The sequence below is a fragment of the Nitrospirota bacterium genome (assembly GCA_016207885.1).
Taxonomy (GTDB): Bacteria; Nitrospirota; Thermodesulfovibrionia; order UBA6902; family UBA6902; genus JACQZG01.
Genome location: JACQZE010000027.1, coordinates 30,142 through 54,231, shown reverse-complemented (window position 1 = coordinate 54,231; position 24,090 = coordinate 30,142). Strand labels below are relative to the sequence as shown.

The window sequence follows — 24,090 nt, the reverse complement described above, 5'->3', positions numbered from 1 at the left end:
TCATTCTATTCTTATAATGCTCATCGCAGGCAGTCCTTCAATAAGTTTTCTCATTGTGCGTTCCAGTGATTCCATGGACCTGGATTCGACTGTAACAATAAGATTAAAATCATCGCGTTCAAGTATAGGGTAAGAGCCTATGCTGATGCCCTTAACCGGAGAATCGAATTCGCTCAAAACTGCGGCGACATCAGACTCGCGTGTCTTTAAAAATATTTTTTTCAGGTATATGGATGATGATGAGAACCTCTCTTTGATAAGGGGAAACTTGTTTTTCAGATAGCCCGGGATCCCGGGAAAGATATATATGTTCTTGAAATTAACTACGGGAAACCTCATCTTCTCATTAAATAAGATCTCAGAGCCGTCAGGTATATAGGCCATCTTCAGCACTGCATCGTTCATGGAGTCATACAACGATGATAAGATATTGCTGATCAAGGGGCTGCACACGAGCTTGACACCAAAACCCTGCGCAATACCTTCCATTGTGATATCGTCATGCGTGGGGCCGACTCCGCCGGTTGTGAATACAAAGTCGAATGCAGCGGAGAAATCCCTTGCCTCCTTTCCTATGGCATCAAGTTCATCGGGTATTACTGATATGCGCCTGACATCAACGCCTAAGGCCCTGAGTTCAGCGGTAAGATAGTAAGAATTTACATCCTGCACCTTGCCGGAGAGTATCTCATTGCCGATAATGATAATACCTGCTGTATTTATGCCGTTATCATTCATATCTTAAGTATCACCTTTAGCGCATCCCTGCCTGAAGCATACTCAAAAGCCTCAATGCCGTCATCTAATGAAAAAACCCTGCTGATGAGCGGTAGGACATTTATTTTTTTTGAAGCAAGCGCCCAGATCGCCTTATCAAACGGCCCGCACCTTGACCCGACAAGCGTGACCTCATTGACCACAATGCTGTTAATATTTAAACTGCATGCTTCAGCTGTGGTTGTCTTCAACACAATCATACCCCCTGGCCTGACGATATCCAATGCTGTCTTGAGGCCTGATGGAGAGCCGGTGGCGTCAATAACTATATCAAAACCCTTTTTATCAAATTCAGACAAAATCAATGTCTCTATCCCCATGCCGCCGAGTATGGCAAGTTTATTGTCATGCTTTCCGACAACAGTAAGGTTGCAGCCTGAAAGAGAGATAACCTGAGCCGTAAGAAGCCCGAGCTTCCCGTCACCGAGAATACATACATTATCACTCTGCCTGATCTTAACCTGCCTGGTTATTTCAAATGCTGCCGCAAGCGGCTCAACAAAGACCGCTTCTTCGTCAGGCACATTATCAGGGATAACATGTATGTTCTTTAGCGGTAATGTTACATACCCGGCAAATACACCATCCCTGTTGAGTATGCCGAGCACTGAGCGGTTCGGGCAATGGCTCTGCATGCCGTTCAAACAATATGAACATCGTCCGCAGTTAAGGTTTATCTCGCCTACCACCCTTTTGTTTATAAGTTCTTTGTCATCTGTCTCTTCGACAACCCCTGCAAACTCATGGCCTAACACACCGCTGAATCCCATATAACCTTTAGTGATCTCAATGTCAGTATTGCAGATGCCGGCGTAAGTGACCCGGATCAGCGCTTCATCGCTTGCAGGCCGGGGGTAGTCCGTTCTCAAAACAAGATGTTCATTATAGACCAGCGCTTTCATACTTATTCATTTTACTTCATTTAAATCTAAATATAAATATAACTTACTTCAGGATAAAGGAGAATAATTAACTCTTCCTTGACTTAGTTAATCCTAATTGATAAGATTTACTTAGAAGCACTGCAAGGTTAAAACAATGAAAGAAAGACGGAAGTCATTCAGAAGAACAACCGACATTGATATTGAGTTCAAGGTCACTGAGATACAGTTCAGGCAAAGCACAAAGATCCTTTCAAGGGGAAAGATAGTAGATATCTCAGATCTCGGCTTCAGCCTGGTCACCCATTACCCTCTTGAAAAGGGCCAGGTAATCACGATCAAAGCAGAAAGTCACGACGATATTCCGAAATTCGGGCTTGCCCAATGGACGGAACATATCAACGGGATCTGCAGAGCGGGATTCGGCTACAAGTTCAACAGCGATTTTTAAGATCTTCAGGCATCTGATAAAGGATCACTTATTCCAGCATCTTTAAAACCCTTAATTCTCAGGACACAGCTGTCGCATCTCAAACACGGCAAATATTTACCGTTCTTTATTTCAGGGTCATAACAGCTCCATGCAAGAGAATGATCCACGCCAAGTTCAGCGCCTTTTCTTATGATCCCAGCTTTAGTCATATCTATAAGCGGAGCATGAATTTTAAATTTCATATTTCCCTCAACTGAAGCCTTGGTAGCAAGGTTTGCCATCTTCTCAAAAGCATGGAGAAACTCCGGCCTGCAGTCAGGATATCCGCTATAATCAATTGCATTGGCGCCTATAAAAATATCTGCGGAACCTGTAACTTCGGCCCAGGCAAGCGCTAATGATAAAAATATCGTATTTCTTGCGGGAACATAAGTAACAGGGATATTTGAGGAATCAGGAGTTGGGAATTTGCAATTTGATCCCGAATCTTCTTTAAAGACTTCACCCTGAACTCTCTTCGGCACTTCCATTTCAGACGTAAGGGCTGACCCGCCTATCTGCCTAAGGTCGATATCAAGGACAAGATGTTTTTTGACTTCCAGCTTCTCGGCGGATAAACGGGCCATACGAAGTTCTATGCTGTGCCGCTGGCCGTAATCAAATGTCATGGCATAAAGGTCAAACCCAAGGGCCTTTGCAATATACAATGTTGTCGTAGAATCAATGCCGCCGCTCAAAAGAACTACAGCCCGTTTCCCTTTACCTGTCCCTCTCATCCCTTACTGCCGCCTATTTTAGTTTCTGTGCCGCTGCAAAGCCTCTTTATATTTGAAGCATGTTTTAAGACGATCATCACAGCAAGTATTAAACCAATTGCGATCTTTACATATGAAGCGCCAGACAGCGCAAGTATGATCGGCATGGCAATATATGCATTTATGGCAGAAAGAGATGAGTATCTGCTAAAAGCAGCTGTCACCAGCCATATAATGACCATAACTGCCAGGGTCGCCGGACTGTAAAAAAGCATAACCCCGAGCCCTGTTGCAACGCCCTTTCCACCCTTAAAGGAAAGAAAGGCCGGAAAGAGATGCCCGAGCACAACTGCCAGAGCCGCCATCCCGCCCCATAGATCAAATGAAGAAGAACCCCGTTCGCCAAGTATGAGATATAACAAAAATAAAGGCGCTGCTCCCTTAAGAATGTCACATACAAGCGTAAGAAACGCGGGTAGTTTTCCAACGCCTCGCAGGACATTGGTCGCGCCTATATTGCCGCTGCCCGTACTCCTTATATCTATGCCTTTTGCCCTGCTTATGATAACGCCGAAAGGAATGGAGCCGATAATGTAAGAGAACGGTATAAGAAGGTAAAGATAACTTCCGGGATCCATTACAGCTTCTTCCAGAATGCCTGAAAATATTGTACTCCGGAGACCAGGCCTATTATCATTGCTGCCCAAAGGAGCGTGATACCGACGCTGTATTCAACGAGAAACTCGATCGGCCCGAAAAAATCATAGCTGATCAACGACCTGTCAAGCAGAAGTATTATGATCGAAGCGATCTGTGCGCCGACCTTTATCTTTCCTCCGGTCTCGGCAGGTATCACCAGGTCTTTTGTCAATGCAACCACCCTCAGCCCGGTCACGAGAAATTCCCTGGCAACGATGACTATGGCTATCCATGCGGGCACAAGCGCCATGTCCACAAGAACGATGAGCGCTGATATAACAAGAAGTTTATCCGCTATCGGGTCAAGCAGTATCCCGAGCTTGGTTACCTGTTTTGACCTTCGTGCAATATATCCGTCGAAAAAATCCGTAATAGCTGCAAGTGAAAATATCAGGGCTCCGGTAAAAGGGTCTTTGGCCGCAATAAAGACAAAGAGCGGGATCACGAAGATTCTGCTTAATGTGATGAGAGTGGGTATGTTAATCAATGGACTCGCCTGAGACATTTTCCCAGAGGCCGGAAGACTTCAATATTAAGTTGATAAATTCTCTTACAGCCCCTCTTCCGCCGTTTCTGCCTGATATGAAGCCGGCAATCTTTCGTACCTCATCCTCAGCATCTGCCGGGGCTGCGGTCATGCCTGCCCTTTTAAAAAGTTCGATATCAACTGTATCATCACCCATAAATGCGACATTCTCATCTTTGAGCCTGTATTTACTGAGAAGCCCTTCATAGACCTCTGACTTCTTAAACACACCCTGATGAACATCAGTGATGCCGAGCTCTTGCGCCCTTCTGTCCACAACCTTTGACCTTCTTCCTGTAATGATGGCTGTCTTTATGCCGGCCTTCTCGAGCATCTTTATCCCATGGCCGTCCCTGACGTGAAATCTCTTGTATTCGTTCCCGTTATTATCAAGCATTATGCTGCCGTCAGTCATAACGCCGTCAACATCCAGTATAAGAAGCCTTATCTTTTTTGCTTGTGCTTTTATATTCTTTTTCTTCTGAATGCTGAATGCTGAATGCTGAATGCTTTTTTTCATACTATCCCTGCCTTAAGCAGGTCATGCAGATGAATTATGCCCTCGGCCTTCCCTGACTGATCAAGAACGACAAGAGAGGTGATTGAGTTCTTTTCCATTATGGAAACAGCCTTTGTCGCAAGAGCGTCGCGCATTATAGTCTTGGGATTTGCTGACATGACATCACCTGCCTTAAGATTGATAAAGCCCTCGCCCCATTTTTCAAGGCCTCTCCTGAGGTCTCCGTCAGAGATCACGCCTTTGAACATTCCTTCCGCGTCAGCTACCGTTGTTATGCCGAGCCGCTTGGATGATATCTCAAGTATGGCAACCTTCATGTCTGTATCAACTCCGACAACAGGCACATCGCTTCCTTTGTGCATCAGGTCTTCGACATTTGTAAGCAGCCTCCTGCCTATATTGCCTCCGGGATGGCAGAAAGCGAAATCCTCTTCGGTAAAGCCCTTTTTGCTTAATAATGTTACGGCAAGGACATCGCCCATCGCAAGCGTTGCTGTGGTCGAGGCGGTCGGAGCAAGCCCCATAGGACATGCCTCTTCCTTAACTGATATATCAAGCACGACATCAGACTTTTTGGCAAGTGAAGATGAAAGGTTCCCTGTCATGGCGATTATCTTTACATCAAGCCTCTTAAGCACCGGAAGGATATTAATTATCTCGTCAGTTTCGCCGCTGTTCGATATTGCAATGACAACATCATCTTTTGTCACCATGCCGATATCGCCGTGGCTTCCTTCCGCAGGATTAAGATAGAATGCTGAGGTTCCTGTTGATGAAAGTGTCGCGGCTATCTTCTTGCCGATAAGCCCGGACTTTCCCATCCCGGTGACCACAACCTTCCCTTTGCATTGATACAGAATATCAATAGCCTCTATGATCGTCTCATTGACCCTTTCGATCAGAGACTCTATAGCATCCGCCTCGATCCTTAAAACCTTTTTTGCCTGTTCAATATACTTGTCCATAACTTCTTTTATATCTTCCTTATAAGTTCATTTATCTGAACCAGCTTCCGCAGTAATTCCGGCAGCGAATCCAGCGCTACCATATTGGGGCCGTCACAGAGAGCTTTTTCCGGGCATTCATGCACCTCTAAGAATACTGCATCACACCCTGCGGCAACAGCGGCTCTCGTAAGCGGCGATATGAACTGCCTCTCGCCTCCTGATGAACTCCCCATTCCGCCGGGAAGCTGCACGCTGTGAGTGGCATCATAAACCACAGGATAACCAAAGCCCTGAATTATCGGGATAGAGCGCATGTCAACAACAAGATTATTGTAGCCGAATGAAACTCCGCGCTCTGTGATCAGAATATTTTCATTTCCGGTTGAAATCATTTTATTAATAATATTCTTTACGTCACCCGGCGCAAGGAATTGTCCCTTCTTTACATTGACAGGCTTGCCGGTCTTAGAGGCTTCAATTATAAGGTCGGTCTGCCTGCATAAAAATGCGGGTATCTGAAGGCAGTCCAGCACTTCAGCAGCCTTCTTTGCCTCTTCAACTGAATGGACATCAGAGATAATAGAAAGCCCTGTCTCTTTTCTCGCCTTATCTAAAATAGTTAGCCCGGCATCAATACCAGGCCCCCTAAAAGAAGTGACAGATGTTCTGTTCGCCTTGTCATATGAACTCTTAAAAATGATCGGTATATTCAGCCGCTGAGAGATTTCAGCAAGCCTGACGGCAGCCTTAAGAGTTGATGCTTCAGACTCGATCACGCAAGGGCCTGCGATAAAGGCAAGTGGATTATCTTTTCCTATAGATACATTTCCTATTTTTACTTCATTGGTCTTCATTTATATTTACCTGATAAAAATTATATGGCCAGGCAGAAAGCCTGACCATAACCTGGATTAATAGCAATAATTTCAATATGTTAACCGGCAAGACATGATGTATTTTATCCGCTAAAACTTAAAGCCTGTCTACTTCTTCGGTGAATGTATCGCCCTGTCATGGACATCCTCAGAACACTCCATAATACCCTCGGCAAGTGTCGGATGGGCGTGGATCGTATCTGCAATATCTTTTGCGGTCAGGCCCTTCTCCATTGCAAGAGCAACCTCATGTATCAGGTCAGAAGCATGAGCGCCGATAATGTGCGCGCCGATTATCCTGTCTGTCGCATCTTCAGTTATCATCTTAAACATGCCTGAGATCTCTCCCATCGCATGCGCCTTGCCGAGCGCCCTGAACTGGAACCTTCCTACCTTGTATTTGATCCCGGCTGCAACAGCCTGCTTCTCCCTGAGGCCTACTGATCCTATCTCCGGGCTTGTAAATATCGCGGCAGGAATAACGTCATAGTTAACTTTACTGCTGCCGCCCATGGCATTCTCAGCGGCGACAATACCTTCTTTTGATGCGAGGTGCGCAAGCATTATCCCACCTGTGACATCACCGATGGCGTAGATGCCTTCAATATTGGTCTGCAGGCTGCTGTCAACTATTATCTCTCCGCGTTTACCCTGCGCTATACTTAAACCCTCAAGCCCGATATTCGCACTGTTGACAGCCCTTCCGATTGATACGAGCACCTTCTCTGCCTCAATCGTCTTTCCATCGGTGAGTGTTGCGGTTATGCCGTCATCTCTTACGTCAACCTTATTAACGCCAGTATTGGTCAGAAGCTTTATCTTGTTCTTCTTAAGCTCTCTCTCAAGTATCTGAGAAATCTCCTCATCCTCTGTTGAAACAGCATTAGGCATCATCTCGACCATAGTCACTTCAGAACCAAATTCCTTGTATATAAATGCAAACTCGCACCCTATGACGCCCGCCCCTACAATGAGGAGGCTTTTGGGAATGGAATCCGGATTTATCGCGTGGTCGCTTGAGAGTATCCGCTTCCCGTCAAAAGGAAATACCGGGATCTGCGCAGGCCTTGAACCTGTGGCGATAATTATTTTGTCAGTATCAATATCTGAAACAGAACCGTCCTTCAGCGTGACCTTTATTTTTTTCGGCCCGGCAATAATGCCCCTGCCTTCTATCAGGTTGACCCCCCACGACTTGAAGAGCCCGCGTATGCCCTTGACCTGTGTGACAACCACCTTGTTCTTTCGCTCAACTATCTTCGCTATATTGGGAGATATGGAGCCTTCAAAATCCAGCCCGTAATCCTTTGCGTTTCTCGCCTTGTGAAGAACTTCGGCAGACGCGATAAGTGTCTTTGTAGGAATACATCCCCAGTTAAGGCATGTGCCGCCTACCTCTCCGTCTTCAATAACCGTTACATCAGCTCCCAGTTGTGCCGCCCTTAATGCTGCTACATACCCGCCGGGGCCCGCGCCAAGAATCGTTATCTTCATTATTTAAGCTTCACCTCTTCCTCAAGATATTTCTCATAAGCCTCCAGATCCATAAGGCCGTTAAGCTGGCCCTCGTCATCAATATCAAGGACAGCTATCCAGCCCTTGCCGTAGGGATCCTCATTGATGATCTCAGGAGAGTCGGAAAGGTCCTCGTTTATCTTTACAATGGTACCTGTCACGGGGCTTATCACGGAAGAAGTGGCCTTGGTAGACTCGATCTGAGTGAGCTCTGTCCCCGCATCTACTTCCCCGTCAAGTTCAGGAGCATCAATATAAACGATGTCTCCAAGGGATTCCTGGGCATAGTCAGTGATGCCGACCGTAGCCTTCTTGTCCTCAACTTTTACCCAGGTGTGCTCCTTGTGATATTTAACGTCTTCGGGATTCATAATATTCCTCCTTATTAAATTGTTTATTAAATATTAAAACTATATAACATTGGATATGAGAGAAATTCTAATCATTGGAGATTTTATTTGTCAAGAAATAAAATCTACTTGATAAAGTCGTCCAGGATCTTTATTGACTCAGGGTCTGTCCAGCTTCGAAAACCCGTGAACTTGTTTTTTATTACACCATTGCGGTCAATAAGGAAGTTGGTCGGCAAGCCGTAAACACTGTAGGCATCTGTTACAATGCCGTCCTCATCTGAAAGAACCATGTAGCTGGCAGGATTGCTTTTGATATACTGCTTTACCTTTTCAATATCTCTGTCATTAGCTACCGAGATTATTACCAGCCCTTTAGCGTTATACACTTTATACAGTTCATTCAGCTCAGCCCTCTCTTTCCTGCAGTAAGGGCACCATGTGGCCCAGATGTTCAGCAGTACAGGCTTGCCTTTAAAAGACGAGAGCGTGACATCATTGCCCTTCAGGTCCTTTATTTTAAAATCAGTTGCCTGTGAACCTATCACCCTGTCAAGCTTCCACGGCATCATATCTTCGGCATTTGAATGACCGCAAAAAACGGTCAGCCCGAAAAAAACAATAACTAAAATTGTAAAGACCATTGACTTCAAATTTTTCATTTCATATCTCCTGTTCACAATAGTACATTATTGTACATATTTATGATGAATTTGGCTAACAGAAAATGGTATTTTGCAAAAGCCGCAGCCTTAACAGAATGCAAAACCACTAAAACCGGCATGCCGGGTCTTTCTTATCAAAGGTATCATCTAAAACATAGGCCCTTCCCCTGCAGCCGCCTATGCAATTATCAACCATGGCGCATTTCCGGCATTCATAAGGCGGAGCAAGAAGCGTTTTTCTTATTTGCCGTCTTTTGGCTGAAGAAAAGATTTCATTTAAAGTATCAGTGCCAAGATGCCCCATATTTAAAGGCAGTAAAGGGCATGGAGTAACGTCAAGATCCGGCGAGATATAGATCATCGTGTTTGCGCCGTTACAGCCCGTTCCTTCATGCTGTTCTTTGTCATGAAAGGCCTTCCAGAGAAAAGGATCATGAACCGTTACCTTCAGCTTTTCAAATGACATTGATTTCAGTTCATCATGAAGCCGGCCAATATTTTCGAAGTCAGGATAAAATATATCTTTGTCTTCAGCCCTCTGTATCGGAAATTCAAGTTCAGTTACCTGGCTCTTTAAGCAGAAGCAAATAACGTCAGGAATATCATGGAAGTTATTTTTGTTTAATAAAAATGAAACACTGCCCGTAACGGCAGCATCAGTGGATCGGAGTTTTACTATGGAATCCGTCTCTGTGAAAATAGAGACCCTGCGTTTCTGTAATATCTCCATCATCGGCCGTTCAACGGCATCGTGCTTCACAGTCAGCCTGATCTTAATATTCGTTTCACCCAGTTTTTCGAGAATACCGATCGAGGCGGCGCTTAGAGGATGTGAAATATCTCTTAGATTAAGGACAAATATTTTGCTCTTTATCAGTTCATCGCAAACATTTAAGATCGTCTCTTCACTGTATCCCGACGGCCTCAGGTCCCAGTAAACGATGAACGGATCTATCAAGTTATCAGGATTCATGATACCAGCAATGCGGATCAGGGTTGTTCATGTCGCCTGTCAGCGCGATGGCGCGCGCTGTACAGCCGCCGAGACAATCCGCATAATGGCCGCATGTTACGCACTTGCCTTTTGGTGTTTTGTTTCTCATCCTGATCAGCGCCGGAGAGTTTTTCCATATGTCTTTTAAATCGTCTTTTGTGATATTGCCTATCACGATCGGGATAAATCCGCATGGGGTTATATCCCCGTTTGATTTAATATTCAATGAAAGCTTCCCGCAGATGCTTCCCCTGACCATCGATCCATTTTTATTAGCCCCCAGCAGAGCTATCACAGGATCATCAAGCGATATATCCAGGTCTTTAGTTTTATTTTTTGCGTCAAGCGCCTTGATATAAAATTCCTTCCATTCATCACCGCATAGATCCAGCTTGTCCTTATTTGAATATCCGAGTCCTGAGCATTTGAAGTTGTGAAAATTGAGATGTTTCACTTTGTTCCGGGCCGCAAACTCAACCAATGCGTCAATATCCTTGTGATTGATCCTGCAGATCACGGTTGATATGGATGTCTCAATCCCTGCTTTATTCAGGCAGTCAAGCGCCCTCACCGCCCTTTCATGACTGCCAATTGCGCCTCTGAACTCATCGTGGATCTCAGACAGGTGGCTGTCAATGCTTATCCCGACTTTTGAAAATCCGCTGACTTTCAGGTCAACCGCCTTCCGGTTGTCTATTAAAAAACCGTTGCTGTTCATGGAAACCCGCAGGCCGTTTTGTGAAGCAAACCGTGCTATTTCCATCAGGCCGCTCCTTAACAGAGGCTCCCCGCCTCCAAAGTTGATCGAAAGTACGCCTGCCTTTGCGACTCTCTCAACGCATTGAAAAAGCAGGTTCATATCAAGTTCACCGGAGGGGTCATTCCGGCTGTAGCAGTGGCTGCATTTAAAATTGCATTTGTTCGTAACAGCCCAGTTGATCGTCAGCGGCGAGCCCGGAAGAAAGTCATTCATATCTGAGATACCCCTTTTCTTTCAGCTCGGAGATAAATGCCTCCGCATCCTTTTTCAGGACTTCAGGCTCAACATCAAATATCCCGGTAAGTTCAGATACTATTTCATCGATCGTCCCGCCCTCGCACCTTTTCCATATCTCTGTCCCAAGCAGGTTAAGCGACAGCATCATTCCATTGTGGAATAAAACGGATGTGCCGATCCTTTCGGCATCTTCTCCTTTTTCAAGCCTTTCATAAGCCTGCGCCCTGTATTCGTCCTCTTCCCGCCACATTACGTCAGCATTCCTGAATATTTTCATTTTCCATTCCGCCTTATCAGTCACCCTGAGCCGTCAGGGACGCAATAACAAGATCTTCATCTGAAGCATTGCGAATCCCGTGGTCTACAAGAGCGGGTACGATCACTATCTTGCCGATATCAATGGCCTGTGTCTCGCCTGCTGTCATAAATTCCCCCTTGCCCTCCATAACTACCCAGATATGGTTTCCATGATGCGTATGGGTTATAATTTCCTGCCCGGGTTTCATGCATATGAGGTTTATCTTTGAATGTTTGTCCGACCATATTGTTTCATGGTGCCTCTTTTCTTCACTGAATTTTTTAAGCTTCGCGATGTCCAGCACAACACTCTTGTTCTTCATAATTCCCTCCGGAAATGTTATTTACAGCAATTCAAAAATATAAGCCCTCTCTGCAAAAGCTACACCTGAATCAGTATCTCATCCTTTTGTAAAACCTTTCAAGTATCTCAGACATGCTGTTGAAAAAATAGAATGACTTAGCTACCCGGATCTCTTCCGTATTTTCAACAGAGCCGGAGAAGGCGACGCCAAAAATGGAAGCCAGCCTGTTGACAGCCGGGCCTTCAGTTCCTTCATGATGTTTTCCGTCAACAATCAGCAGGCCTTTCCCATCTTGCGAAAATCCGGTAATTGTATTTAGCTCAGCGCCTGAGAAACAACATGCCGGATCTGCTTCTCCAAAAATTATCCAGAGCTGGCTGTATTCTTCAAGCGATGCCCGGGTTATTTGAGGAGTCTCTTCTCTGTCCGTTAGCTTTATTTCAAATCCGTCCTTTTTTTCAAGGCCCTCAACTACGCTTCGGCTGAAGGCATTCTTATCCGTTCCTGATCCGCTGGCTGTATTATAAATTAATATATTTCTCGTGTTTCCCGATACATTGTTATCTTCCAGCCATGCCGCGATATTTTCTATATATCTCCGGTTATCATACTTATCTGCCGAACCTTCCATGAATCTCTCGCCGCCGGAATCAAAGACAACGCCTCCGTATCCTTCAGCTGAATTATTGAATGCAGCGATGATGCCTTTGCCGCCGGGATCCATGACAATACTCACATGTTTGCCATTTTGCATTTTCGTTATAACTGCCGAACTTCCTCCTGATATGGAACTTACGCCCCGTAAAACAGGATTGCCCGCGTCAACATATGGAGTAAATACGAAATATTGAAAAGCATAAGAGATCATAATTGTTCCAGCAACACAGACAAACAGGTACAGGAAAAACACCCTCTTTTTAAAGACCGTCCAGAACATTACCATGGTTGGAATTGCCGTTACCGGCCCTCCGATAAGGAAAGCCAGTCCCGCCCCTCCATTCATGGTGCCGTCAAGCGTGCTCCTGATATGGTATAGAATGCTTGAGGCGCTTATCTGATGCAGAAATATCGGAACCGACCCGAGCGTGATCCATACTATGCTAAGCTTGTCTTCCTGCCCGAAAAATTCATAGATCCAGTCGTAAGGCATATACCTCTGAACGATGCTGCCTGTTGCAACTCCGATGAGAACGTATTTCCCGACAAGCCAGAGCATCTCAGATGACTTTGCAAGAAAGACAATAAACATATTATTCGTCCTGGCAGCTACCCTGTTTCCGAATTTCTCCTTGCAATTGCATCTCAGGCGGGCGTCAGGATAATTCTCATCATGGAAATCACCCCTTGGGATCGCGCCTTCAATGAAAATGGCCTCTGCATGAAAACCTTTGTTCCTGATGAGATGGGTCAGTACCCCGGCAAAGATGCCCATCAGAAATGCGGCAATCGTTCTGATGGCCGTCCATTCCGGCCCCAGATCGTTTAGCGTGAGCAGGTAAGTTGAGGGGCTCATGAGCGGAGAAGTCACAAGAAGAGACATAACCGGAGCTAACGGCAGCCCGGCAAACAGCAGGCTGACCGCAGTCGTAAGAGTGCCGCAGGCGCACAGAGGTGTTAATATCCCTATCAGCGACGCCAAGAAAATACTGAGGAAACCGTAACGATTGAGAGTGCTTCGAAGTTTTATCGTGAGCTTGTATGTGCGTATGAGGCCGGCCAGAAGTATCCCGAAGATAAAGTACGGGAAGATATCTTTTAACTCGGCAAGCATCCCGTGTCCGCTGAAGAGCATATCCCATATCTCATTCCCAAGGATCACTAAAAAAGGTTTTTGTGATAACTCAGGCCTTGCCGCGTGGCCGGTCGGGCCGTAAACCCACACATGCCAGACAATAAGCAATAAAGATGCAAATACCATGAAGAGGAGCGTCCTGTTAGCTCCCTTATGAGATGTCCCGTGTATCCGGCATTCATTATTGTTATGTTTTTTCATTTTAAGGATTTTGTTAAGCGCCTGGATCAATCCAATCCCGTCTGGTATTCAGGCGCAAGCCCTTTATCCCTTTCACGATAGAGCAGGCCTATTATAAGCAGGAAAACAAATCCGGCTAATACAGCGATCTTTCCCCATAGCGGAACCTCGGTAGAGGCGGCAGCAATTCCCCAATTCTGCACAAGCGCTCCGCCGACAAGCATTCCCATTACCGTTACTCCGGCATCGGTATCGCCCTGTCCTGAAAGTATCAATTGTCTGAACGGGCATCCTTTAATCAGGACAGAACCAAATCCCACAAGCCCCATACCGAGCGCGTCCCACAAATAAGTATCAGATACTACAGCCTGCGTCGTTAGATCAGGAGAGAATTGTCCAGTGAGCAAATTTGCAGACAGCGCGGTCAGGAAGAATGCTCCTATTGCCATCAAAAGGCCTGTTGACTTCGGGCATCCGTAGACTTCTTTCGGCCCCCATAAAAACAATCTTGCCAGGCCGCCGGTAATGCAGAAGCCGGATATCTGAGCAAAGGCCCCGATAAGAAGTCCGAAAAACAACGATACCCACACGGGCGCATGTTGTGCCGCAGAACCCTTTGTACTGAAATTTATAAATGGCGCCTGAACAATAAAGAGAATGAAAAGCGCCAGCATTAAGCCGGGAATGATAAAGCCGTTCGCGCGCTGTGTCTCAGAAGGCCTTCCGAGCCTGAAACCTCCTTCAAGAAATTGCAAACCTGTCCAGACTCCTGCAGCAAGGCCAATTGCACCGATAATAGCTGTGAAATCTCCGGCAGATATGCGCAGGATCAGTTTTATCGGACAGCCGATGAATACAGAACACCCGAAAATCAGAAAGACGCCGACAAAGAACCTTAGAAGCGGCGAGCTTCCTGAAGTCGCTTTGAATTCCCTCGCTGCAAGAGACGCGAAAAAAGAGCCCAGAACAAATGCTATGATCTCCGGCCTGATATACTGCATCCTTATATCGTTGTGCATTCCGACGGCGCCTGCGATATTCCTCATAAAACAGGAGACGCATATGCCTGTATTTGCCGGATTGCCGAAATAAGAAAGCAGAACCGCTCCGGCTCCGAGTAAAATGCCTGTTGATATGAATTTCAGCTTACCCACAGGATCCTGCCAGTTTTTTTAAAAGATAATACATGTTTTTTTTTGCCGCCTTCACATCCTGATCATCATGCCGTTTTGAGAGCGTTTCATTAATCCTGACCTTTGCCTCCTCAACGGCAACCTTAATTTTATATCCCTGAAAGAGAGGCGCTTTCTTATCCAGATAATCGGGATTCAGGTCAACCGCTTCCCTGTACTTAAAGATCGCTCCGACAGCATCCTGCTTCCTCATCATCATATCGCCCATCAGCATATGAAGCTCTCCTTCATACGGATACCTGTTGATTAATTCATTAAGCAGCATTTCCGCCTTAAGAAAATTATCGCTCTCCAACAGGTTATTGATCGTTTTGATCTGATCGGCGGCCATCCCGCCAGCGATCGCCGTATTGTCTGCGTAAGTAACTGAACGATTGATATGGAATCCTGATTCACTGCGGTATTCAGCGCTGACAACCGCAATAGCTGCGATAAATATAAGGGCAAAAAGTATGGAGATTTTATCCAGTTTATCCATTTCGTCTTTTCACCTGCGATTGCCGATAGTAAAAAACGGCATACACAGGTCACGATCTCATGCTTCTATTTTAATATTTTTGATACGGCGGCATATTGGTGCGCTTTGCGATGTCTCTCACAACATCGTAATCCTCATCTTTTACATCCTGAAAACCGTCAAGCCTTGCCCTTGCAAGCACCTTCACAGTCTCTCCGTCTATTTCCACCGTGTCTTCCTTTTTTAATTCGAGCAATGCCTTCTTTAAGGCATTTGCGAGCGGTTCGTCGATCTTTTGCGCAGAGCCGAAGGTGCAGTACGGGATCGATCCGCCCTCAGCGATTATCCTGAAATCACCACGGTCGATCTTTCCCTCTTCAACCATCCGTTCAAAATCGAGCATCTGAAACGCGCCGGCGTCATACATGCCGTACAGAACTCCGTAGATCACCTTTTCATGTTTATACGTGCCTGCCGGTATCGTGTAAAACGACAGGTCATCTTCAGGATCTATACCGCTTTGGATCATCAGGTCGTATTGCTGTAAGTATCCGGTCGGCGCGAGCATGGGGCCGAAGGCCATGCTCTTCCCTTTCAAATCTTTTATCGTATTTATCCCGCTGTCCTTTCTTGTGACGATCGCCCCGTTCGATCTAAATCCGAGCGCTCCCTGTTTGTCCGCTGTCAATGCCCTGACGCCGTGATAGCGGTTTAATATTATGTAGAGAAGCGAATTCGTATGAGTAAAATCCAGGCTGTCAACCTCTTTTGTAAAGTTGGTTGTATCAATCGCCACAGCCTCTGTTTTTACGCCGAGTTTTTTACCTAAATAAGCTGTCAGCGGCCTGAATCTGTAAAGCGTTTCTTCTTCACTGTTGCAGATCATGTAGCCTATCCTGTAGGCCTTTTCATTTTTAACGGAAGGTGACTGCCTGCATGAGGCAAAAATAATAATCAGATTAATAAAGAGCAACAGTTTAATAAATCTCATCTATTTTCCCCTTTTCTGTCATAAAAATATCCTTCTTAATAAATATGCTGTCCCGCCGATAAATACAATACAGAATCCTGCATAAACAATCGGGATCCCGGGATCTCTTGTAATTTGAATGCCTACAAAAGGATTTCTGTCCGGATCCCTATTTGTCGCGGTATGAAAGAATTTCAGCCCCTGCCATGTAAAAGGACTGTTCACTCCTGTACTGCCTTCAGCGACTACTTCACCATTTCTTGAAAGAACCAGGTCCACCCATGTCTTTTTAATGACAGGATTCATGTATGCCACGAGCTTAAAATCAAAAGGAAAATCGGCAGGCAATTCCATAACACCTGTTGTATCGGCATATCCAATGTAGCTGTCTGCGTTAAAAACGCTTAGTCTCAGTTTTTGCGATGTTACATCAAGGGTGTCTGCCTGTATCCTGTAATTCCCGGCTCTAAAGCTCTCGCCGATTGTCAGTGTAAAAAGCCCGAACTTATCGCCGCCTCTGAGTACTCCGACTTTTAAAGGCGCCGGATAATATTCTTCGTGCAGCTTAGTTACGGTAATTTCTATTCCCGGAGAAACGTCCTGTTTCACATCCCACCTGTAGACCTTATCAACGGTGCTTCCTTCGTATATATTGACTGTAGCGACATAACCGAAAGAACTGATCCCTCCTCCAATAAAAACAATGATCACACCAAGGTGAATGATCAGAACAGGTCTTGAAAGTGTTTTTATCCTTTGAAGCGTGCAAAAAAAAAGGTTTAGAATTATCAGTGCAAGCAGCGCCTTGATCATATACCAAACAAAAGGAAATATTGATTCAGAAAAAGATGCAACTGCCAATATAGGACAGATGACCGTAAAAAGTATTATTGTTAATTCTTTCGATGAAAGGTAGCCGTAAATCCTTCCATTTCTATTCTTCGGCAATCGCAGCACGTTATACCAGTTTCTTTTTCTTCAAAAATTCTTTTGCCGCTTTCCTGGCTTTTTCTCCGCGCTTGATAGAGATAATCATACCTCTATAATTCTTATCCAATGTAATATCCGAAAGCTTGTTTATGAGCCTCGGAAGCGCCGGGAAATTGATCAGCACATCTTCGGTGATCACAGGAGCATAATAATATTGTCCTCCGTCATCTTCCATGTTCACAATTCCAAATGGTTTCAGCCATATGAGGTTCAATCTGCTCCTGAACTCATCCCTGGAAACATCATATGCCTTTGCATCACTCTCATTTCCAGAGAGACCCAGTATCTTTAATGCGCGTTCAGTGTTTTCAATTACTATACTTATTTCCTCGTTCTTCACTGCGTTGTAAATCTCTTTTGAATCTTTGTAAACCTTGATATTAACAGTCGTGCCTGTTCTCTCATTTACCATCACCGAGATCAATTCGGCAAGAAGATTTTCTTCAACCGAATTCAAGATGCCTATATTGAGTATCTTGCCTACACAGGCTTCCGCGGCGGAGGTGAAAAGCAAAACTGTTACTAGAAGACCAGATAATATTTTCTTCATGTGCGTCACTTGCTTTCAACTACAATATCAAAATTATCCTTGTCCGATTCCATAATCAATTCCTTGTAAACTCTATAACTATGCATTGGGAATTCATCATCATATCCAATGTAATATTTGCCTTTTGGTAAATAAAGGGTATATCGCCCATACATATCCGTCCATGCAGACAAGAAGTCGGGTATATCAGGAGCCGGATTAGTCCTGTTTGCCACAGCATAAACCTGTTTGACCGGTTTTCCGTCCGCAGCAATAATACGCCCGCTAATCCTTAAATAATCTTCTCCCGTCTTTTTTGATAGACGCCCGGCGTCCCTGATATCCACTACTGTAAAATTCATAACAAGTTCTTTACCGGCTTCAACCTCTATCTCAACAGGTTCTCCTGAATGCTTATCTCCAATCAAAAGCGGGCCATATTTGTCGTCTTTCCTCAATCTCGCCACAGCCCAATACTTCCCGAACGGCAGCGTAATACTAAAATATCCATCCTCTTCCGTGCGACCTGATATGAAATCAGCAGGCCTCCTGGTATCTGGAGAATTGTAAATAAATATCTCCGTCCCTTTAACGACGTCGCCTTCCACGTCAAAAACGTGTCCTTTGAAGATAGTTGTCTCAACGGCAGTGGCTTTACCAATCCCAAAAAACAGGGATATTACAATTAGAATAGCGACAATTTTAAATATATTTTCAAGCATAATGCTGTATAAATTCAGCTGCTTCTGGATGTCAAACTGTCATAGTTAATTTACGCCATTCAGCTTCACCGGCTCTGTCAAATACGGTTCATAAATGACTTCCCCGATACCTGGCTCACATCTTGCATCAAAGATCGTCACGGCGGGGTCATCGACTCCCCACCAGTTTTTCCGCGCGTCAATGTCTTCAGTATTAAAATCCCCAACCCTGACATTGTAAGCCTTGTTTGAATAAATATTGTTACTCTTTATGGTTAGGCCACTCCCTTTTTCTCTCACAAATATACCAACATCGTTATTTAATATAACATTTTCCTCTATCAATGCATTCCCAAAGTATGACCTTATCCCGACCTTATTCTCCCGAAATAACGAACGGTTGATTTCAACTGGCCCGCTCCTGAATCTTATGCCCCCCTCATTATGTAAAAATCGGCTGTTTGAGATTTTCAGACTGGTAAAATGGCTGTGAATAGCCCATGTTGCATATTCAAAATCACAGAAAGAGAATTCGCTCCCATCAGCATGTTCAAAAAGTATTTCATCCCACAGGCTGGCTTCATTTTTATCAGAGGAAGTAAATACTATCCTTTTATCACTTGTTCCAGGTGCAAGCATCTTTCCGCCTGAAACCTTCAAACCCGCGCCTTTTGAAAATATAATATTCGCACCGGGAGCGATTTCAAGGGTTGAACCATAAACAGTTACAGGCTCATTTAAATAAATACCCGAGGGCCATGTAACATCCGCATAAATACTTTTTAACGGCCATGAAAATACTAAAGGCGTTTCTATTTCAGGTGAATATAAGACCTCCCCTCTTTCATGTCTATCCTTATTATCGTAAATTACTGAGGCCGCATCTTTATTTCCCCACCAGTTCGATGGAGCGGAAATATCGCTGCCGCTTTCGTTCTCAACGGCATAAAGGCCGTTCCCGGCAATGTTGTTTTCCGTTATCGTTCCTGTAAACGATTGAATGCCGATGCCTCTTTCGCCGTTTTCAGAAATATAATTACCCTTGATCACGGCTCCTGCATTTTGCAGATTGATGCCGTTAACTCCATTGCCCTGGATGAAATTACCGCTGATATCCAGATTATCAACACCCTTTAACGACATACCTGACTCATAGTTGTTCACAATGGCATTATTGCTGAGCCTGCCATGAAACGCATCATTCACCATGAGCCCGGATCTATTGCAGCCGACAAAATTCCTCTCTAACGCGGTTATGCCTTCCCTGATCTTAAATCCGTCATTCATGTTGTATAACACAGTATTATCATTTGCGTTCATGCTCACACGAAAAAGATTCACTCCGTTAATGTTATCAAAGACATAATTGCCGGTAAAGTTCATGTCTGAATCCCTGCCTTTGATCCCGTTTTTATTGCCGTATATGTGGCTCCCTCTTATTTCCGCTGCTGATTCCTGAAACTGTATGCCTATATAATTATTTCTCAGAATTGATTCACTCACCATAACGTTTGAGAAGTGGAAATGCAGCCCTCTGTATGCATTTTCTATCTGACAGAACTCCACAAGATTCTGTGCTCCGTCACTGTTCATAATGTTGATCGCATCCCAGTCTCCGGGTCTTTTTTGTTTCTCCGCAGACCTGAAGATGATCGGCTCATCTTTTGTGCCTTTCGCAATCAGAACTCCCTGCATCAGGATTCCGTTCTCTCCGATACCGTCACCGTTTGTATCCTTCTTTTTAAATTCAACAACCGTGCCGGGAGCAATTATCAATCTGAAATTCACAGGAACTCTAAGCAGCCCGTTAATCGCTATCCTTCCCCGCCAGACCGTATCTCCAGGCAAAACTTCATCGCCGTATTCTCTGCTTGTTTCTTTACCATGAACTTCAAACTCCTTCGCAAAATCATAACTATTCCTGTTACACAAGACCGGGCGTTTTACAGTCAAACTCTCACTATCGGGCTTAGGCATGTAGAGATCATTTTTCATGTTATGCTCAATAACGCTGTCCCTGAAATCAACATTTGCGCCGGCAAATGAAAAAACGCCGTGATCATTTTTTTGGACATACGTGTTTTTCATATTCACAAAAGTCTGCGCGCCCTGCGCAACAATGCCGTACCGGTTATCCTCAAGGACCGAGTCTGTTAATCCAAGTGAACCGTTCATTACAAGAAGGCCTGTTTCAGCATCATAAATCCTGCACGCTTTTATATTTGCCTCCCCCCCGTCAATAATTATTCCTGCCCATCTGTAAGGCTTATCCTCTTTTACCTGGAATACAACTGGCGCTTCCCCGGTTCCCTCAACCTCCAGCCTGCCCCGGATTGTCATCTCGGTCATGAATAAAAGATATTCGGCTTCACTCTTTGTCCTGTCGGAAGGAATGATGTTTACCACTGTGCCGGATAGAATAGTGAGCGTAACGCCTTCAGGTACGACAATATCTTCTGAAAGAGTTATTTCGCCTTTCCACACGGTATCTCTTGTGATGGTTATTCCGGAGGCTGAAAAAGGAAATAAAATAAAAATGATGAGAAGCAGGAATGTCGTTTCAAGAAATTTCATAAGTTATTTTAAGACAACAAATCCCGGTCATTCATATCTCATTCATTTCAGCAAGGGTGAACAGCTGCGCTCCCGACTATTCCGGGCGGAACATATTTGATCTTTTTCACGCTATACCTCCTTCCACGCCGTGACGCAGTATAATAGCAGGCTTGATGATCTGCTATTGCTTCTTTTCAATCGTATTCTCCATTTCCTGTTTAATTTTTCTCATTTGCTCTTCCATGAAATTCTCGTTCGTTGCATCCGGCTGATGTTTGGGCCCCATTTCAAGATGCCTTATCACTTTTATATCTACGCCGCCAGATATCTCGCCTGTTTTAGCGACTATCGCTGTAGGCTTTTCTTCCCCGTAACCTCCCATGATAGCCCCTGGGACAGGCGGACCGCCTCCGTACACGTCTCTTACCCTTAAGTAATAAACTCCTCCAGTGTCTACTGTGATAATATATTTGCCATCCTTTCCGGTTTTATAGGAAGTAAAGGTCGGAATCCCAGTTAGTGTCTCAGTATAGTATGCAAATAATATTGCCCCTTCAACAGGGATATCTGCCATATCGAGGATAGTGCCTGATATCCCTGTGACTCCTTCAGGGAGCGAACGTTTAAAAGGGACAGCATCTGTGAGAGTGCCAAGCTTCACTTCCTTACCGTTCTCAATAATGTGCTGTATAGGTTTGCCATCTTTATCTTCACTGATAAAGAAATAATCACCATCCAGGGGCGGACCGGCTTTTTCGGCAGATACCCTTTTAATCGCTCCGATGTAATACTTGCCGACAGGAAGCGATACGCGAAACCCGCCTTCAGCATCAACTTCGTCAATTCCGTCCGGAACCCTGAAGTATTTATCGATAGATGGAGGAGGCCCTGATTGAGTATCAAAGAAAACTATCATGGCATCAGCTAATGGCCCGTTGTCCTTGATCATTATCCGGCCCGATATCCAGCCTGTCTCAATTTCCGCATGGATTACAGTTACTGATAACATTAGAATCAGAACAAAAAGTAACGCGGCTTTTTTAATCATAATACTCCCCCCCTTATCGCGCCTGCGTCTTTTGCAGGAGAAACAAGATATGGTTTATAAATTACACTTCCCAAAGAGCTGTCCTCATTCTCATCAAATATGGTATCAATTATCTGCTTTTCCTGCTCCATGCCCCACCAATTTTCTTTAATCATAATATCATATCCCTGCCTTTCACCCATTCTGTAATTATATTCCGTATTATAAGCAATATTATTGTAAGTGACAATAAACTGTTTGCGTGCAATGGCGTCCTTTTTGTCGAATGTGTCTGAAAAATCCACTATATTCTGATTCGACGGCACAAGGAAAATGCCGACCCCGTTATTTCTGATGTTGTTGTGTGTGATTTCGACAGGCTCTTCAACCCTTGTATGCCTGACGCCGTAAGTATTATCAAAAATGTCATTATGGTCAATGCGAAGATCAGCCCTGCCGAACCTTATGCCTTCATAATTATCCCTGAAGACTGAGTCTTTAATTACCACTTTCGAGAAATGCGCCTGAACACCGGAAAAAGCATATTCAAATATACAGTGGCTTATAATGCTCTCATCTCCTGACACAAAAAACAGGAGGTAAGACCAGTCTGCCTTATCCGGCGTTGTCTCAGCGGAAGTAAATCTGATGGGTCTTATCGCAGAGCCCAGCGCCTCAAGCCTGCCGCTTACTTTTATCATTGCGTCTCCAACTCCGTCCCTTGTCCGGTCAACTTTCTTAAATCTGACAGTCGTTCCCGGATCAATGGTCAGTATGGCACCGCGGGCTACATGAATGATCCCATTGATTGTTATCTTTCCACTCCATTCCGTATTTTTATCAATAACAATATCCCCTTTGTATTCATAATTGCGGATTACGGATTCAGGATCTATGCTTTTATCCCTCTGCTGTTCTTCCGCCATCACCCTGTTTACAAAAATATTTACAGCATCATGCGATTTGTCATTAATTATAAACAGGTGGTTTGCGTTAGCTTCATAAAGCCCATAGTACTCGCCTTTGACCGGAGCCTCTCCGACAAGCTGCCGGGCAACAAGGTAATATGCGCCTGCTGCCGCGTCGATCGAGTAATTCCCTTTCTCATCGGCCCTGACCATATAATCCGGCATGGTCCTGACATAATGCATCTGAAACATATCCGAAGGCTTTCCCTTGTAAGCCATAACGTAGAGGTCTTTCACCGGATTACCCATTAAGTCAGTTGCTCTTCCTTTTATCCTGAATAGATCCCGCGCCTCATTAATTGTATTCTCTCTGAATCTCATACTGTTCACGTCAGATTTTTTTACCAGAAGCGCCGGATAAGCATCCTCATTTAGAAAGGCCTTGAGGTCGTCTTTAGGATAACATGGGATCTCCACCTGTATTTCTTTCAACTCCGCGATATTCACTGGATTGGCTGCTGGATAGCAGAAGAGGTCGCCTTTTTCGAGAGGCGTCATACCGCTGTTGCCGGTCCTCTTTCGCGCTATAACAACATATTCCCCGGGCTCAATGCCCATGCTGAAAATCCCGTTGTCATCAGTTGTGCTTGTAAGAAAGCCCATGCCCCTGAAACTTCCCGCTGCCAGAGGATATATCGACACATGTGCGTTTTTGACAGGGTTGTTTTTAAAGAGGACTTTGCCTGAAAGCTTCGTGGAAGATGATTCTTTCAAACTCACTGCTGTTTCAGAAACAGCCATAAAAGGTATCCACAGGTTTTTGTACTCTATCTTGATCGGGTTTGCGCCGTGATAGGAGAAATATTTTTTACCATAAGACTGTCCGGATGCGATCAGGAAATAAGTTCCCGGAGGCAGGTCAAGTTTGTAGAATCCTTTTTTCTCTCCTGTAGCGGAGACGAATGACGGGGTCCCCTTTTCAATATCCCTGAAGCTGCTGTATGCAGATACGCATGAGTCTTCAACAGGGCCGTTTTCGAAAAGCACAACTCCTTCAATAACAGCAGAGAAAGATTTCAGAGGCGCCAGAATTAGAATCAAAAAGGCGTTTAATAGGATTAAACGTTTCATAAACACAAAAGATTTTACCATGTATCCTGAAAAAATCAGGATATCTCCATGAAGAGCTGAAGATATCCTGTCTCAATACCCAGCTTCACCTTTAGCAGGGATGAACAACCGCACTGCCGA

General features: G+C 44.7%; 26 protein-coding genes. 1 reads left to right on the top strand and 25 read right to left on the bottom strand.

Annotation, left to right across the window (positions count from 1 at the left end):
* Together HY807_11375 and HY807_11370 are read right to left on the bottom strand one after the other, a co-directional pair.
* Positions 1-738: a competence/damage-inducible protein A gene (locus HY807_11375; GenBank protein MBI4826998.1), complete on the bottom strand. Its 738-nt coding sequence runs from the start codon at positions 736-738 to the stop codon at positions 1-3.
* Positions 735-1,679: an alcohol dehydrogenase catalytic domain-containing protein gene (locus HY807_11370; protein ID MBI4826997.1), complete on the bottom strand. Its 945-nt coding sequence runs from the start codon at positions 1,677-1,679 to the stop codon at positions 735-737. Before HY807_11370 ends, HY807_11375 begins: the two co-directional genes overlap by 4 nt.
* Before the next feature lie 136 nt (positions 1,680-1,815).
* Here HY807_11370 and HY807_11365 point away from each other — a divergent pair, with 136 nt between their 5' ends.
* On the top strand, positions 1,816-2,109 hold the full coding sequence (locus HY807_11365) for a hypothetical protein (GenBank protein MBI4826996.1): 294 nt from the start codon (positions 1,816-1,818) through the stop codon (positions 2,107-2,109).
* 5 nt (positions 2,110-2,114) lie between these two features.
* On the opposite strand, the gene queC is transcribed toward HY807_11365, so the two are convergent.
* From queC to HY807_11250, 23 genes are all read right to left on the bottom strand, one after another.
* Entirely contained in the window at positions 2,115-2,867 is a 753-nt protein-coding gene (gene queC, locus HY807_11360; GenBank protein ID MBI4826995.1) for a 7-cyano-7-deazaguanine synthase QueC, read from the bottom strand.
* On the bottom strand, positions 2,864-3,484 hold the full coding sequence (gene plsY / locus HY807_11355) for a glycerol-3-phosphate 1-O-acyltransferase PlsY (GenBank protein ID MBI4826994.1): 621 nt from the start codon (positions 3,482-3,484) through the stop codon (positions 2,864-2,866). The genes queC and plsY overlap by 4 nt, the downstream gene beginning before the upstream one ends.
* The gene (gene pgsA / locus HY807_11350) at positions 3,484-4,029 is read right to left on the bottom strand and encodes a CDP-diacylglycerol--glycerol-3-phosphate 3-phosphatidyltransferase (GenBank protein MBI4826993.1); all 546 of its coding nucleotides are present in this window, start codon (positions 4,027-4,029) and stop codon (positions 3,484-3,486) included. Before pgsA ends, plsY begins: the two co-directional genes overlap by 1 nt.
* Positions 4,025-4,540, bottom strand: coding sequence for an HAD-IIIA family hydrolase (locus tag HY807_11345; GenBank protein ID MBI4826992.1), 516 nt, complete (start codon positions 4,538-4,540; stop codon positions 4,025-4,027). Before HY807_11345 ends, pgsA begins: the two co-directional genes overlap by 5 nt.
* 47 nt (positions 4,541-4,587) lie before the next feature.
* Positions 4,588-5,556, bottom strand: coding sequence for a KpsF/GutQ family sugar-phosphate isomerase (locus HY807_11340; GenBank protein MBI4826991.1), 969 nt, complete (start codon positions 5,554-5,556; stop codon positions 4,588-4,590).
* A gap of 8 nt (positions 5,557-5,564) precedes the next feature.
* A complete protein-coding gene (gene kdsA, locus HY807_11335; protein MBI4826990.1) occupies positions 5,565-6,392 on the bottom strand; it encodes a 3-deoxy-8-phosphooctulonate synthase in 828 nt (275 codons plus the stop codon).
* A 129-nt stretch (positions 6,393-6,521) separates the two neighbouring features.
* A complete protein-coding gene (lpdA, locus tag HY807_11330) occupies positions 6,522-7,907 on the bottom strand; it encodes a dihydrolipoyl dehydrogenase (GenBank protein ID MBI4826989.1) in 1,386 nt (461 codons plus the stop codon).
* Positions 7,907-8,299 (bottom strand): glycine cleavage system protein GcvH, encoded by a 393-nt coding sequence (gcvH, locus tag HY807_11325; protein ID MBI4826988.1) that lies wholly within the window; start codon positions 8,297-8,299, stop codon positions 7,907-7,909. Before gcvH ends, lpdA begins: the two co-directional genes overlap by 1 nt.
* Positions 8,300-8,403: 104 nt before the next feature.
* Entirely contained in the window at positions 8,404-8,940 is a 537-nt protein-coding gene (locus HY807_11320) for a TlpA family protein disulfide reductase (GenBank protein MBI4826987.1), read from the bottom strand.
* 109 nt (positions 8,941-9,049) lie between these two features.
* Complete coding sequence (locus HY807_11315) at positions 9,050-9,916, bottom strand: SPASM domain-containing protein (GenBank protein MBI4826986.1); 867 nt, start codon at positions 9,914-9,916, stop codon at positions 9,050-9,052.
* A complete protein-coding gene (locus HY807_11310; protein MBI4826985.1) occupies positions 9,906-10,910 on the bottom strand; it encodes a GeoRSP system radical SAM/SPASM protein in 1,005 nt (334 codons plus the stop codon). Before HY807_11310 ends, HY807_11315 begins: the two co-directional genes overlap by 11 nt.
* The gene (locus HY807_11305; protein ID MBI4826984.1) at positions 10,903-11,211 is read right to left on the bottom strand and encodes a GeoRSP system PqqD family peptide chaperone; all 309 of its coding nucleotides are present in this window, start codon (positions 11,209-11,211) and stop codon (positions 10,903-10,905) included. The genes HY807_11310 and HY807_11305 overlap by 8 nt, the downstream gene beginning before the upstream one ends.
* Before the next feature lie 16 nt (positions 11,212-11,227).
* Positions 11,228-11,554 carry a cupin domain-containing protein gene (locus tag HY807_11300; GenBank protein MBI4826983.1) on the bottom strand — a complete coding sequence of 109 codons (327 nt, stop codon included), beginning with the start codon at positions 11,552-11,554 and terminating at the stop codon, positions 11,228-11,230.
* A 70-nt stretch (positions 11,555-11,624) separates the two neighbouring features.
* Positions 11,625-13,529 carry a permease gene (locus HY807_11295; GenBank protein MBI4826982.1) on the bottom strand — a complete coding sequence of 635 codons (1,905 nt, stop codon included), beginning with the start codon at positions 13,527-13,529 and terminating at the stop codon, positions 11,625-11,627.
* A gap of 26 nt (positions 13,530-13,555) precedes the next feature.
* Positions 13,556-14,662: a YedE-related selenium metabolism membrane protein gene (locus tag HY807_11290; GenBank protein MBI4826981.1), complete on the bottom strand. Its 1,107-nt coding sequence runs from the start codon at positions 14,660-14,662 to the stop codon at positions 13,556-13,558.
* Positions 14,655-15,179, bottom strand: a complete 525-nt coding sequence (locus HY807_11285; GenBank protein MBI4826980.1) for a hypothetical protein — start codon at positions 15,177-15,179, stop codon at positions 14,655-14,657. The genes HY807_11290 and HY807_11285 overlap by 8 nt, the downstream gene beginning before the upstream one ends.
* A 70-nt stretch (positions 15,180-15,249) precedes the next feature.
* Positions 15,250-16,149: a phosphate/phosphite/phosphonate ABC transporter substrate-binding protein gene (locus HY807_11280; GenBank protein MBI4826979.1), complete on the bottom strand. Its 900-nt coding sequence runs from the start codon at positions 16,147-16,149 to the stop codon at positions 15,250-15,252.
* 18 nt (positions 16,150-16,167) lie between these two features.
* Positions 16,168-17,076, bottom strand: a complete 909-nt coding sequence (locus tag HY807_11275; protein MBI4826978.1) for a ResB-like family cytochrome C biogenesis protein — start codon at positions 17,074-17,076, stop codon at positions 16,168-16,170.
* Between the two features lie 10 nt (positions 17,077-17,086).
* Entirely contained in the window at positions 17,087-17,668 is a 582-nt protein-coding gene (locus HY807_11270; protein ID MBI4826977.1) for a hypothetical protein, read from the bottom strand.
* 5 nt (positions 17,669-17,673) lie between these two features.
* Positions 17,674-18,369: a carboxypeptidase regulatory-like domain-containing protein gene (locus HY807_11265; protein MBI4826976.1), complete on the bottom strand. Its 696-nt coding sequence runs from the start codon at positions 18,367-18,369 to the stop codon at positions 17,674-17,676.
* 45 nt (positions 18,370-18,414) lie between these two features.
* Positions 18,415-20,922, bottom strand: a complete 2,508-nt coding sequence (locus HY807_11260; GenBank protein ID MBI4826975.1) for a right-handed parallel beta-helix repeat-containing protein — start codon at positions 20,920-20,922, stop codon at positions 18,415-18,417.
* Between the two features lie 163 nt (positions 20,923-21,085).
* The gene (locus HY807_11255) at positions 21,086-21,952 is read right to left on the bottom strand and encodes a carboxypeptidase regulatory-like domain-containing protein (protein MBI4826974.1); all 867 of its coding nucleotides are present in this window, start codon (positions 21,950-21,952) and stop codon (positions 21,086-21,088) included.
* A complete protein-coding gene (locus HY807_11250; protein MBI4826973.1) occupies positions 21,949-23,970 on the bottom strand; it encodes a right-handed parallel beta-helix repeat-containing protein in 2,022 nt (673 codons plus the stop codon). The genes HY807_11255 and HY807_11250 overlap by 4 nt, the downstream gene beginning before the upstream one ends.
* Positions 23,971-24,090: the final 120 nt, after the last annotated feature.